Raw genomic sequence first — 13,446 nt, 5'->3', positions numbered from 1 at the left:
ATTCTTTGGCGTTGCGCTTGAAGTCGCTCAGGGAGTGGATATTTTTTAGCTCGATCATAGTTGTCAAAGCACTTAATTCGGATCTAATTTAATGATAACTGCTCTTTCTTAGCGATCGCAATTTCTATGATTCTTCATAAATATCTATCGCCTATTTCCTCAAATCCAACAGCGATCGCCCCTCAACACCCACAAACCCGATCACGTATTACACCAAAATCAACAAGCGATCTCCATTCCACAACGCACACCTGATTACCTGTTTCCTAAATACTTGACGATACTCATTGAATACCATAGTATTCAAGTATGACATATAAAATCATTGACTTATTTTCTGGTGCAGGCGGTCTAACTACAGGATTTCATCTTGCAGGTTTTGAATCTTTATGCGCGATCGAGTTAAATTCAAAAGCTTTAGCAACTTACAAGCACAATTATCCAAGCGCTAGAACTGTTAACGAGGATATATGCAAAGTTGATCCTTCTGAGTTGCGATTATCTTTAGGAATAAAAAAAGAAGAATTAACAGCTTTGATAGGTGGTCCCCCCTGTCAAGGATTTTCAAGAAATATTCCTGCTGAATATCGTTATCTTGATGATTCTCGCAATCATCTATATCGAGTGTTTTTAGAGTTTGTAAAAGAATTCAGACCACTTTACGTTGTATTGGAAAACGTACCTGAAATTTTGAAGGCTTACAATGGCGTTATAAGAAATGAAATTACACAACAACTTGAATCACAAGGATATAAAGTTAACTCAGGATCATTAAATTCTGCAAACTATGGAATACCCCAAACTAGATCAAGGGCTTTTTTCTTAGCTAGTTTAGATAAGTCACTTCAGTTTCCAGAACCTACACATTTTGGAGATATTCGAGGTGATTATAGAGCTACAAAATCTTGTAATCAACTTACTTTTCTAAAACCAAACATTTCTTCAGTTATCACAGTCCGAGATGCCATTGGCGATTTACCAGCATTAGAGGCTGGTCAAGAATATGATCAGGAAGTTTATCCTTTTCCTCCCGAAACTATATATCAAACCATGATACGGAATGGAAGTACAAAACTTACCAATCATATTGCCCGTGCTTTAAGTGCTATTCAAATGTCAAGAGCGCGTATTCTCAGTGAAGGTCAAGATGCTAGAGATTTACCCTCTGAATTGGCCCCTAAAAAGCATTACAGTGGAGCATACGGAAGACTTTACTGGAGTAAACCAGCAAGAACTATTACAAGATGGGTTTTTCATCCTGGTTCTGGTAGGTTTTTCCATCCAACTCAAAATCGCACAATTACAATTCGTGAAGCTGCAAGATTACATTCTTATCCAGATAGTTTTCACTTTTTAGGAACATATACTGATATGGCTTCTCAAATCGGTGAATCAGTTCCCCCATTATTAGGTAAAGTAATAGCTGAATCTATTCTTCAGGCTCATGTTTAGAGTGTTTCACTGAGTTGATCTTGTAAGGCTGAGAGAATAGAATTGACATATCGATCAGGCGTAAGTCGATTTCGTTCAACCTTGATATATACTGCTTCTGGAGGAAGAATTCTAGTTCTGAAAAGCTGCTTTTGATTTTTGTACCAGACTAATTCTGTTTTACCTCCAACACTTCCTTGTAATCCTGCCCCCGATTGTCCAGTATTTTTGTCAATCGTCCAATTCCACGAAAAGGTACTGGGATCAAATGGATTGAGAGGAAATTCGCAATAGATATATTCAGAACCTTTAATAGTTTTCAGCAATATACTTTCGTAGCTATTAACTACGCCTTGTGCTACCTGATTTGATATGACTTTATCATTCCAATGTTGGATAATAGCATTTCCAAGATCGGTAGGTGATGATAGTTCCGTTAGACGAGGAAACCCAAGCTGAGTAGCTTTTTTGATGATATCTGCTCTTTGAATGACAAAAGAAAACGTATTTACAGAGGTCAAATTATTTAATTGTAGAGACTTTAGCGACCAACCAGTTGAAGTTACAGAATCAACAGCATCGTAAAGTAGTTTGCTACGTCCTAATGCTGGATCTGACAAATCAATATCTTTGACATAGTGAAACATCGCTTCCCACGTATAGTCTTCTATAGCTCCAATTAAAGGAGACGCTATGGTAGCAACAATGGCTTGCCTTAATTTTGTGATTTCATGTTCTTTTAGCATCTAACAACTCTTCTACTGTGTGTAAAAACTCACTCATCGTCAATCCCAGAGCATTTGTTATATGATTGAGAACCCTAACAGATGGACTTTTTAGACCTCTCTCAAGTTGACTAATATAAGTTCTATGTAAACCTGTAATTTCCGCCAAGTATTCTTGCGACCAACCATTTTCTATACGGCGGCGTTGTATTTCAATCCCTAAAGTTTTATCTAATTGGCTAAATTGCATAAGTTAAGATTAATATTTTGAATACCAAAGTTCTACAGACTAAAGTATTCAAAAGAATTGTTTATATGGCATCCGCTATCGTCCCAATTACAAGATTGCGATCGCCAAAATCCTACAATCCTACTTTGGTAATTTCTCGTCTATGAGCAACTGCTTCAATTTAATCTGATTGGGCTTAGTTTTATAGTGTGTATTTTTGGCGCAAAGCACTGTGAGTGTCGCGATCGCAATTTATGGCACTATGATGGTCTAAACCCATGTCCAATCACCACGACTGTTTCTATGACTATTGCTCCTCTAAACTGGACAGAATTAGAATCCCTCACAGACTTCCACATTGATACTGTCAACGGTTCTACTAACTCACAAGCACGGTTACGCTTATTTGGACATACCGAAGCCGATGTACGGGTGACACTATATCGCGACAATCATGCATGGTGTCCTTACTGTCAAAAGATTTGGCTCTGGTTAGAGGAAAAACAGATTCCCTACCGCATCGAAAAAGTAACCATGTTTTGCTATGGCGAAAAGGAAAGATGGTACAAACAGATTGTGCCTTCAGGAATGTTGCCTGCGATCGCCTTAGACGGAAAAATCATTACTGAAAGCGATGATATCTTGATTGCCTTAGAGAAAGTGTTTGGCTCTCTCAATCACGGTATGCTTGATGCTCAAGTAATTCCCATTAGACGATTAGAAAGAACTCTATTTCGAGCTTGGTGTGAATGGCTTTGTCGTCCTGTCAGTTCCGCTGTCCAAGAGCAGCGCCACCGTCAACAGTTTATCGAAGTTATGCAAAAAGTAGAAGCGGTTTTAGGCAGTACCCCTGGCCCCTACTTTCTCGAAGATTTTGGTACTGCGGATGTAATTTTTACGCCCTATGTTGAGCGGATGAATGCTAGCCTCTACTACTACAAAGGCTACTCCATGCGTGAAGTCAATCCACGCATGTCGGCTTGGTTTGATGCAATGGAAAGTCGTCTGACCTATCGCGGTACACAGAGTGATTTCCATACCCATGTCCATGACCTACCACCACAAATGGGAGGTTGCTATGAAAATGGTGAACCACAGATGCTCATCAATAAGGAACGAGTGGATCATGGTTCTTGGCTTGGGCTGCCTGACGTAACTTATGCAGAACCTAATAACTCTCGTCAAGAAGCACTGCAAAGAGTAATCAAGCATCGAGCCAATATCATTAAAGTCAATCCTGAGGACAATAAATTATTTGATGAAGCTCTGCGTTGTGCTTTAACCAATCTGATGACTGGTGAAGATTGTGCGCCACCACCTAATTCTGATATTGCTTTGAGGTACTTGCGCGATCGCATTAGCGTACCTCGCGATATGTCGATTTATGCTGCTAAACGTCTCAGAGAATCGCTTGAGAAAACTGCGGCTTTAGCAGGCGATCGGCAAAGTCCACCTATTCCTGTCAGACATCGGCGCGATCAAGATCCTACTAACTTTACTTCTCTCTCAGTGTGAAATCATGGCAAAGCCCACTTAAATGAAGGCGGCGCAAAGCGCCACCTTCATTTATGTTTCTATAGCTGCCGTCGATTGTGTTAGGACAAAAGCAAAACCCAAGAAGAGAATGGCGGCGCGAAGCGCCGCCATTCTCTTCTTGGGTTTTATGTCATCATACACTTGGCGACAGCTATATATCAAACATTTGGCGGGGTAGTACCCGTAGAGATTCTTCTAATGTGGTTATTCCTGTTGAAATTTTCTTACGCACACTATGATAAAAAGGTTCATAACCGTGATCAACTAAGTAATCCACTAGTTCTGATTGATTTCCTTCAGTCATGATTTTGCGTACTTGAGGGGTAACATTGAGCAACTCAAATATTGCCTCACGACCTAAATAACCTGAGCCAAAACAATGCTCACAGCCTCTCCCAATCCGCCAATCCTGATATTTAACATCCTGTACTGCCACATTAAGAAACTTTAGTTCTGCTTTTGTTGGTACATAGGATTCAGAACAGAAAGAACAGATTTTCCGTATTAGTCTCTGCGCGACTACCCCTAATAGAGATTCGGCAATTAAACTGGGATGTAAACCTAAGTCTCTTAATCGCGCTACGGTACTAACTGCATCATTGGTGTGCATGGTTGATAGAACTAAATGCCCTGTCATCGCCGCTCGAATTGTAATTTCCGCAGTTTCCAAATCACGAATTTCCCCCACCATAATGATGTCAGGATCTTGGCGTAAAATCGACCTCAGTCCTGAAGCAAAGGTTAATCCACCCAATTCCTGAACTTGTCCTTGGGTAATATTCGATAAATTATATTCAACGGGATCTTCCAACGTAACGATGTTGACTTTATCCGTTGCTAATAGTTGAAGAGTGGCATATAGAGTACTAGTTTTACCTGAACCCGTTGGACCAGTAACAATAATTAAGCCTTGGGGTTGAGATATCCAACTGCGATAAATATCTAGAGATTGTTGTGTAAAACCAATATCTTCAATGGTTGTCGTCAGCATCTTGTGACGTGGTAATAGTCTAATTACCGCCTTTTCACCACCAACACAAGGAAATGTGCTAACCCGCATATCTAAGTCCAGATCAAGATTGTCCGCAGTAATATAGTGCTGAGTCACTCGACCATCCTGAGGACGACGACTTTCACTAACGTTCATGTTACTCATCACCTTAAGAGCCACAATTGTCTTTCGACTCACTTCTGGTGGTAGGATGCGGGTTGTCCGCAAGATACCATCAATGCGATAGCGCACGCGCAAACCTGCCTCTGTTGGCTCTAGGTGAATGTCACTCGCTCGATGTTGAAGCGCAACGGAAATTAAGGCATTGATCCGATGGGTTTGATCAAGGGCTTGAGACAGGTAAATTTCAGAAATCTCGTCTAGGTGTGATTCTTCATTTGCGCCTGTGAGGGGGTTGACAATGGGTGGGGCTATATTGCTAGTTTCAGGGAGATTTTGTCTGAGGAACCATAATAAATAGCTTTCAGGAGAAATAGATATATTTTTGATACCTGTTAATGTCAAGGTACTCAGCCTTTTGATTTCTTCACTGGTCAGGGGATGGGGTGAGCCTAAATAAAAATAGCCATGCCACAGCAGTAAAGGAATAATAGGAGGTAGTGATTTGCGATCGTCAAAGTGGTGAAAAAATCGATAGTTCACATCTTCATCCAGTAAGTCGATTCGCAGCCCTCCACGTTTATCGACTAATAGCTGAAGAGCTTCTTCGCAAGTAATCTCTTGATTGCGTAGTCGCTTCCATACGGAAGCTGGTGGATTTATAGATAATTCACTCATGATGCGCTCAAGGATATTTAATTCTCGTTAAATTTAGTGAGAAAGATTCAAGGATTTTGGTGATGCTTTTTAATTAGGAGGTCCATATGGCTGATATACAACAATTACAACTACTAGCAAAAGGGGTAAAAGACTGGAATTGTTGGAGAAATATGCATCCAAATGCATTGATCTCTTTACAAAAAGCCACTCTTACTGTTGCTGATCTTCGCTATGCCAACTTAAGTATGGCAAATCTCGAAGGTGCAGATTTATATCACGCTAACTTAATCGAGGCGAACTTAGAATATGCCAACCTAGCTAAAGCGACTTTAAATGGGGCGATCGCTACGGGTTCTCTCCACCATGCAGATCTTAGTGACGCGAATCTCTACAGTACTATTTTTACCTTTGCCGATCTGAGTTATAGCAACTTACAGGGAGCTAATGCGATCGGCGCAAACTTTAACAGTACTAATCTCGAAGGAGCCAACTTACAAAATATCAATGCCAGTCATGCCATATTTTGGCAAGCCAGTCTGAAGGATACTGATTTACGTGATGCGGTTTTGTGGAATGCCAAGTTGTACTGTGCGGATTTAGAGCGATCGCAATTGCAAAATACAGATTTAAGTGGGGCAGATTTAAGTGGGGCAAATCTCCGCGAGGCAAATTTAAGTGGAGCTGATTTACGCGAAGCTAATTTGAGTGGTGTCAATTTAGAAGGGGCAAATCTGGATGGTATTCGCTGGGGAAAAAATGTCAGTGGTCGTGACACTAATTGGAATAATGTGATCGGATTAATGGCTGCTCAAAATGTACCTACAGCGCTTTTGGCATATAGCGCTTAGCGCTCAAATCCAAACGAAGAGATTTTCTAAAACTGTTGCCAAGCAACAGTTTTAGAAAATCTCTTCGTTTGCTCGGTAATTGTTGTAGCACCAATCAGACTTATACCAAAATTAAAAAATGGCTATGCCATTTTTTAATTTTGGTACATAGCAACGCAAGAGTATAGATAGGACAAATCAAAACCAAAAAGATGAGTGGCGGCGCGAAGCGCCGCCACTCATCTTTTTGGTTTTATGTCCTAAGCAAAACTTACATTGCTATAAGTCATAACCAGATGGCTAATGTGCCAAAAAGTAAAGGCAGAGCGTCGCGATCGCCTTTACTTTTAAGGGTTGTACGGGAAACCCTACCAGATTAGGTAGAGTCCCCCTGATGTGCTAATCGGGAAAAGTAGTTAATCTTGTAGGAGATTAAAGATTAACAAAACTCAGGAGTTAGAAGCCTTATGGCTAAAGTAGTTGGAATCGACTTAGGTACGACAAACTCAGTCGTCGCCGTCATGGAAGGGGGCAAGCCAACGGTGATTGCAAACGCCGAAGGCTTCCGTACCACACCCTCAGTTGTTGCATATGCCAAAAATGGCGATCGCTTAGTTGGACAAATTGCTAAGCGCCAAGCCGTCATGAACACCGACAACACCTTTTATTCAGTAAAGCGTTTTATCGGTCGTCGTTACGATGAAGTTAGCGGCGAATCCAAGCAAGTCGCCTACAAAGTTTTAAAAGTTGGCGAAAATGTCAAAATTGACGCACCTGCGGTTAGCAAACAATTTGCACCTGAAGAAATTTCTGCTCAAGTATTGCGTAAGTTAGTTGACGACGCTAGCAAATATTTAGGTGAGACCGTCACCCAAGCTGTTATCACTGTTCCTGCATATTTCAACGATTCTCAACGTCAAGCCACCAAAGATGCAGGCAAAATTGCAGGCGTAGAAGTTCTCCGCATCATCAATGAGCCTACTGCTGCGGCTCTAGCTTATGGACTTGATAGCAAGACCAATGAAACCATCCTCGTATTTGACCTTGGTGGCGGTACATTCGACGTATCGATCCTCGAAGTTGGCGACGGTGTATTTGAAGTAATGTCTACCAGTGGCGACACTCACCTTGGCGGTGACGACTTCGATAAAAAGATCGTTGACTTCCTTGCAAATCAGTTCCAATCGGCTGAAGGCATTGATCTTCGCAAAGATAAGCAAGCATTGCAACGTCTAACTGAAGCTGCTGAAAAGGCAAAGATTGAACTTTCGAGCGTTACTCAAACCGAAATCAATCTACCCTTCATCACCGCCACTCAAGATGGTCCTAAGCACTTAGATACCACCTTGACCCGTGCTAAGTTTGAAGAACTCTGCTCTGACTTGATCGATCGCTGCCGTATTCCCGTCGAGCAAGCTGTTCGTGATGCCAAAATCGACAAGTCGAAAATCGATGAAGTTGTACTAGTTGGTGGTTCGACCCGTATTCCTGCGGTACAAGAAGTTGTTAAGAAGATTCTTGGCAAAGATCCTAACCAAAGCGTGAACCCTGATGAAGTCGTGGCAATCGGTGCTGCTGTCCAAGCGGGTGTATTGGCTGGTGAAGTCAAAGACATTCTGTTGCTTGACGTTACTCCTCTCTCCCTCGGTGTCGAGACCTTGGGCGGTGTAATGACCAAGATTATTCCTAGAAACACCACCGTTCCTACTAAGAAATCAGAAGTATTCTCCACGGCTGTCGATGGACAAAGCAATGTAGAAATTCATGTTCTCCAAGGTGAACGTGAAATGTCCAACGACAACAAGAGCTTGGGAACCTTCCGTCTTGATGGAATTCCTCCTGCTCCTCGTGGCGTACCTCAAATCGAAGTTATCTTTGACATTGATGCTAACGGTTTGCTCTCTGTAACTGCGAAGGACAAGGGAACTGGTAAAGTTCAAACCATCTCAATCTCTGGTGCTTCCACCTTGCCTAAGGATGAAGTCGAGCGCATGGTTAATGAAGCTGAGCGTAATGCATCTTCTGATAAAGAGAAGCGCGATCGCATTGAAGCGAAAAACCAAGCTGACTCTCTCGCATACCAAGCTGAGAAGCAACTCAAGGATCTTGGTGACAAGGTTCCTGATGCTGACAAGACTAAGATCGAAAGCTTGGTTAAGGATCTCCGTGAAGCGATCGCTAAAGACGATCACGAAGAAATCACTAGCAAAGCTGAAGAGTTGAAGCAAGCTTTGTATGCTCTTAGCTCATCGGTCTATCAGCAAGGTGGTGCTGAAGCTCCAACTGGCGCTGCTCCTGAAGATGGTACTAAGGATGCCGCTAGTGGCGACGACGATGTAATCGATGCTGATTTTACTGAATCGAAATAGTTAGTCTAGCTACAGTTACTTGTCTTAAAAAAATTAAAAACCAGTAGTTGATTGGTGGCGCTCCGCGCCACCAATCAACTACTGGTTTTTATGTCCTAGTAAATTTGGCGACAGCTATAACAAAAAGGCGACGCAATGCGTCGCCTTTTTGTTGAGCAAAATATCTGTTCAAAATTTATACCGAATGACGAAAGTGTGACAACACTTTTGTCATTTAAAAACCAATCCCAGTAATGTTTTTTAAATGAATAAATGGCTACGCCATTTGTTCATTTGGTATTACGGGTTTGTTTTAGTTGATCGTCAATGCGACGTAAAACACCATTAATAAACCGATAGCCATCCTCACTGCTATAGCGCTTAGCGAGTTCAATAGCTTCATCGATCGCTACTTTGCTAGCCACACTCATAAACATCATTTCCGCAGTTGCAATCCGCAAAATGTCTTTGTCCACTTGAGCTAATCGGTCAATTTGCCAATTAACTAAAGCACTACTGATGGTTTCATCAATTTGCGATCGCTTACTATTTACAGTTTTGAGAATATCAATTGTGTAATTACGCACTTCAGCTCGTTGAGACAATACTAAGGTGACAGGAAATTCTAAAGCTGCACCAATATTGTTAATCGCGTTTTTCGTTAGCTCGATCGCTTCGCGCACCATGCCTTCAACGGCTTGAATATCTTGGCGAATGTCACCTGTACGGGTTTCGCTAGCAGATACACGTTCTTGACCACGTTGTAACTCAGCGCTGGCAGTTTGTAATAATTCTTTGGTTTCATCGTGCAGCGATCGCACAACTGCCGTGACAATGTCATCTAAGGTTTTTGTTTCTAGCTTTTGGGGTTGGCTAGGTAATTGATTGATACTAAACAGTGCGAGTTCGCGGGCGATGTGGCGGGGTTGCATAGGAGGAGATAAAATTAAGCCAATTGAACATCGTATCATTCTCTTTACGCACTAAAACCTATAAAAAATGACTCAGACTTTTACAGCAACACTTCATCATCACGGACAAACCTTTACTGTTGCCGTCCCCGAAGACCAAGCCATTCTTGATGCCGCGATCGCTGCGGGTGTAGATTTGCCATGTTCTTGCTATGCGGGTGTATGTACCACCTGTGCTGCTCAAATTGTGAAGGGGCAAGTCGATCAAAGCCAAGGCATGGGCATCGGTGGCATGGGTGAAGAGCTAGACGCTAAGGGCTATATCCTTCTATGTGTATCGCACCCCAAGTCCGATGTCGAAATCTATACCGACAAAGAGCAAGACGTATACGCGATTCGGTTTGGACATAGCTCCTAGAATTTAAGCAAGCGGGCGCATTGCGCTCGATTGCTTCAGCGAATCGATTAGCAATATTTTGTTTTGCGTATTCTCGAAAATCGATGAGGTAATTAATCCATGCCAGTAAATACCCGCGCACAACTCCATCAACAAATTGATAGCTTGCCAGATCACATCATCGAACAAATCGCTAAATTTACTCAAATATTAACCACTAAACAAGAAATCTCAGAATATAGTGATTGGGAGAGTGGTCAATGGCAGGAATTTTCACTTGCCCAATTTTTTAGTGAAGATGATGAAATCGAGTATTTCTTAGAAGACGCTAAGGAAATCTATAAATCATGAAATCGGGAGACATTGTTCTAGTTCGGTTTCCTCAAGCTGACTTAACAGCAGGAAAGCTCAGACCCGCATTAGTTGTTGCGATTGCGCCTAGTCGTCATTCTGATTTATTGCTAGCTTTAATTTCATCTCGTATACATCAGGCTATTCCCAATTTTGACGACATCATAGATACATCTGATGACGACTACCTAGTGACAGGACTAAAAATTACATCTGTAATTAGATTAAGCAGATTGGCAACCGTTGAATCTTCGGTTATTAGCGCTCGTCTTGGGAATATTTCACTGGATAGATTGAAACGCATCAAAACTAGGTTGATTAACTGGATATCCACATAATCTCAAAATAGCAGCGATCGCTTTGTGATTGTTTGAATTAGTTTTTAATTTGTTAGGTCTGCCACCTAATGCAAGAGATACACTCAATCTCAAATTAAGACAATTTCCTTAGCATCAAGCGCAATGGGATAGCTCAAATCTAAGTCGGGGGGATTTTGAGATAGCTCAGAGATTGTTTGCCCTTTTACGGGATGAATCCAATCAGCAGCAATTTCGGCTAGGGGTAACAGCACAAAAGCGCGATCGCTCATTCTGGGATGCGGTAATACTAATTCAGGCGTATCGATTTGGAGATCGCCATAAAGTAATAAATCTAGATCAAGCGTTCTAGCCCCCCAACGTTCACGACGCTCGCGCCCAAAAAACTGCTCTACGTAAAATAAAGCGTGTAATAGCTGTAAAGGCGTGAGTAAAGTTCTTAAAATCGCACAACCATTGATATAGTCAGGTTGTGGTGCAGAATTAGGTAAAGTGATCGCCTTAGTTCGATACCAACGGGAAACCTTAACCACTTCTATCTCTGGATGGTTAGCGAGTTGGGCGATCGCTGCTTGGACAATTTTTTGAGAGTCACCAATTTCACTGCTCAGGTTACTACCTAGGGCGATCGCGCAAAGCTCTGTCATGAATTTTTATTAATAACAACAAAGACGCTGCATAGCAGCGTCTTTGTTGAATTATACGGGAACCGCTTCACTCGTGCGATAGAGCTTAGCGCCAACATTGCGTAACTTCTCTTCGATGCGATCGTAGCCGCGATCGAGGTGATGTAAGCCCATGACCGTGGTTTCACCATCGGCGGCTAGTCCTGCAATCACCAAAGCTGCTGAAGCACGTAAATCCGTTGCCATGACGGGAGCGCCCGATAATTGGGGAACGCCTGTTACTACTGCCACATTGTTTTTGAGGCGAATATTTGCACCCATGCGATTGAGTTCGGCAACATGCTGCAAACGATTTTCAAATACAGTTTCGGTGACTACGCCATTGCCTTCGCAGATGCTTAGGAGTGCCATAAATTGTGCTTGCATATCCGTTGGGAAGCCAGGATAAGGCAAGGTTTCAATATCAACAGCCCGATAGCGATCGCCACCAATAACGGTGATCATATTGTCCGAATCTTGGCGAACGGTCACGCCAATATCCTGTAATTTAGAAATCGCAGCGGTAAGATGCGCGGGAATCACAGGGGACATCGATAGGGTTGAGCGGGTAATTGCGGCGGCAACCATAAAAGTTGCGGCTTCAACGCGATCGGGAATGGCGGTGAAATCAGCAAAATGTAGCTTCTCAACACCATCAATGATGATCGTACTAGTACCAGCACCTCTAATCTTTGCGCCCATAGCCATGCAGAGATCAGCAAGATCGGTGACTTCAGGCTCTAATGCGGCATTTTCAATAATCGTTTCACCTTCGGCCAGTGTCGCCGCCATCATTAAAGTCTCAGTTGCACCAACGCTGGGATAATCCAAATAAATTCTTGCACCTTGCAATCGTCCATTGCGGCTCTTGGCATAGGCTTGGACAACTCCATGATCAATCTGCACATCTGCCCCTAAGGCTTGCAAACCACGTACGTGCAATTCTACTGGACGCGCACCGATCGCACAACCACCAGGTAGAGGCATTCTGGCTGAGCCTAGTCTTGCTAATAATGAACCAAGAGCGAAGAAACTGGCTCTCATTTTGCTGACTAGCTCGTAAGGGGCTGAATTGGTAGTCAGGTTACTAGTATCAAGATCAAGAACTTCACCATTGCGCGAAATTTTCACGCCGAGGGTTTCGAGAATGTCACCCATACGCTGCACATCAGCGAGGTTAGGGACATTGCGAATACGGCAGCCTTCGGAGGATAAAAGTGTGCCTGCCATGAGGGCAAGGATCGAATTTTTTGCGCCGCTAATGGGGACATGCCCTGATAATGGTGCTTTGCCAATGATGCGGAGGACGGGGGCGTTGGGTTCGATTTGGGGCATTTGCGAAGATTCGAGCGTGGTTAGTTCGATTGGCTCAATAATTTGGGAAGCATCGTGCAAATTTTTGGCGAGATCCATCGTCGATTGCATAGGCTGTTGTAGATTGGTTGTACCTGCATTGGTTGAACTGGTTGTAGAAACGATCGCCTTGTCCTCCTCACATCAAAATTAGCGTAGCCAAAAGTTTAACGGAGTATATCCGAAAAACTGTTAACTTTTGTACAGTAAGTGTATCTACTCATTATTAGCGATCAAGTCGTATATGGCTATAAGTAACAAGACGCAATTAAATATAAACCCCTAAAACCTATGGCGCACTCTGCGCGTGCGCCACAGGTTTTGGTTCTATTTTTTTAGGTATGACTAGCTACTTAGCTATTTGCCGTTAGGGACTTGCGATTAATTAAAGTACCTGTGGCTTCGACTTCGCTCAGCCAACGTTGGCTGAGCGAAGTCGAAGCCATATAAACTCAGTGTTACATTTTTTCTCGTCAAGTCCCTTAGGAATGAAAAACAAATAACTTGTGCAAATTAGGATAATCTCAGACAAAGAAAGAAAAGGAATAATTTTGGGTTATTACAGCGAAGAACTTGAGACAGAGA

General features: G+C 42.5%; 13 protein-coding genes. 7 read left to right on the top strand and 6 right to left on the bottom strand.

Going from position 1 to position 13,446, the window contains the following annotated elements; genetic code table 11:
- Positions 1-309: 309 nt before the first annotated feature.
- Positions 310-1,452: a DNA cytosine methyltransferase gene (locus H6G05_RS24210; RefSeq protein ID WP_190582432.1), complete on the top strand. Its 1,143-nt coding sequence runs from the start codon at positions 310-312 to the stop codon at positions 1,450-1,452.
- On the opposite strand, the gene H6G05_RS24205 is transcribed toward H6G05_RS24210, so the two are convergent.
- Positions 1,449-2,078 carry a hypothetical protein gene (locus tag H6G05_RS24205; RefSeq protein WP_199310756.1) on the bottom strand — a complete coding sequence of 210 codons (630 nt, stop codon included), beginning with the start codon at positions 2,076-2,078 and terminating at the stop codon, positions 1,449-1,451. The genes H6G05_RS24210 and H6G05_RS24205 overlap by 4 nt on opposite strands.
- 82 nt (positions 2,079-2,160) lie before the next feature.
- Positions 2,161-2,406 (bottom strand): helix-turn-helix domain-containing protein, encoded by a 246-nt coding sequence (locus tag H6G05_RS24200; protein ID WP_190582428.1) that lies wholly within the window; start codon positions 2,404-2,406, stop codon positions 2,161-2,163.
- A gap of 282 nt (positions 2,407-2,688) precedes the next feature.
- Here H6G05_RS24200 and H6G05_RS24195 point away from each other — a divergent pair, with 282 nt between their 5' ends.
- Positions 2,689-3,900 (top strand): glutathione S-transferase family protein, encoded by a 1,212-nt coding sequence (locus tag H6G05_RS24195; RefSeq protein ID WP_190582426.1) that lies wholly within the window; start codon positions 2,689-2,691, stop codon positions 3,898-3,900.
- 172 nt (positions 3,901-4,072) lie between these two features.
- Here H6G05_RS24195 and H6G05_RS24190 read toward each other — a convergent pair whose 3' ends face one another.
- Positions 4,073-5,710, bottom strand: coding sequence for a GspE/PulE family protein (locus H6G05_RS24190; RefSeq protein WP_190582423.1), 1,638 nt, complete (start codon positions 5,708-5,710; stop codon positions 4,073-4,075).
- Positions 5,711-5,796: 86 nt separating this feature from the next.
- Here H6G05_RS24190 and H6G05_RS24185 point away from each other — a divergent pair, with 86 nt between their 5' ends.
- Both H6G05_RS24185 and dnaK read left to right on the top strand, forming a co-directional pair.
- On the top strand, positions 5,797-6,540 hold the full coding sequence (locus H6G05_RS24185; protein WP_190582421.1) for a pentapeptide repeat-containing protein: 744 nt from the start codon (positions 5,797-5,799) through the stop codon (positions 6,538-6,540).
- A gap of 446 nt (positions 6,541-6,986) precedes the next feature.
- Positions 6,987-8,888 (top strand): molecular chaperone DnaK, encoded by a 1,902-nt coding sequence (dnaK, locus tag H6G05_RS24180; RefSeq protein WP_190582419.1) that lies wholly within the window; start codon positions 6,987-6,989, stop codon positions 8,886-8,888.
- 269 nt (positions 8,889-9,157) lie between these two features.
- Here the strand turns inward: dnaK and nusB are convergent, their stop codons facing one another.
- Entirely contained in the window at positions 9,158-9,799 is a 642-nt protein-coding gene (gene nusB, locus H6G05_RS24175) for a transcription antitermination factor NusB (protein ID WP_190582417.1), read from the bottom strand.
- Positions 9,800-9,866: 67 nt separating this feature from the next.
- Here nusB and H6G05_RS24170 point away from each other — a divergent pair, with 67 nt between their 5' ends.
- From H6G05_RS24170 to H6G05_RS24160, 3 genes are all read left to right on the top strand, one after another.
- The gene (locus tag H6G05_RS24170) at positions 9,867-10,196 is read left to right on the top strand and encodes a 2Fe-2S iron-sulfur cluster-binding protein (RefSeq protein ID WP_190582415.1); all 330 of its coding nucleotides are present in this window, start codon (positions 9,867-9,869) and stop codon (positions 10,194-10,196) included.
- A gap of 99 nt (positions 10,197-10,295) precedes the next feature.
- The gene (locus H6G05_RS24165; protein ID WP_190582414.1) at positions 10,296-10,526 is read left to right on the top strand and encodes a hypothetical protein; all 231 of its coding nucleotides are present in this window, start codon (positions 10,296-10,298) and stop codon (positions 10,524-10,526) included.
- Positions 10,523-10,864, top strand: a complete 342-nt coding sequence (locus H6G05_RS24160) for a type II toxin-antitoxin system PemK/MazF family toxin (RefSeq protein ID WP_190582412.1) — start codon at positions 10,523-10,525, stop codon at positions 10,862-10,864. Before H6G05_RS24165 ends, H6G05_RS24160 begins: the two co-directional genes overlap by 4 nt.
- A gap of 89 nt (positions 10,865-10,953) precedes the next feature.
- On the opposite strand, the gene folK is transcribed toward H6G05_RS24160, so the two are convergent.
- Both folK and murA read right to left on the bottom strand, forming a co-directional pair.
- Positions 10,954-11,490, bottom strand: coding sequence for a 2-amino-4-hydroxy-6-hydroxymethyldihydropteridine diphosphokinase (folK, locus tag H6G05_RS24155; protein WP_190582410.1), 537 nt, complete (start codon positions 11,488-11,490; stop codon positions 10,954-10,956).
- Positions 11,491-11,541: 51 nt separating this feature from the next.
- On the bottom strand, positions 11,542-12,843 hold the full coding sequence (murA, locus tag H6G05_RS24150; RefSeq protein WP_322096427.1) for a UDP-N-acetylglucosamine 1-carboxyvinyltransferase: 1,302 nt from the start codon (positions 12,841-12,843) through the stop codon (positions 11,542-11,544).
- Positions 12,844-13,446: the final 603 nt, after the last annotated feature.

This window comes from Phormidium tenue FACHB-1050 (genome assembly GCF_014696925.1).
Classification (GTDB): domain Bacteria; phylum Cyanobacteriota; class Cyanobacteriia; order Pseudanabaenales; family Pseudanabaenaceae; genus Pseudanabaena.
The sequence above is the reverse complement of the archived record's forward strand: the minus strand, read 5'-3'. Positions and strand labels throughout refer to the sequence as shown.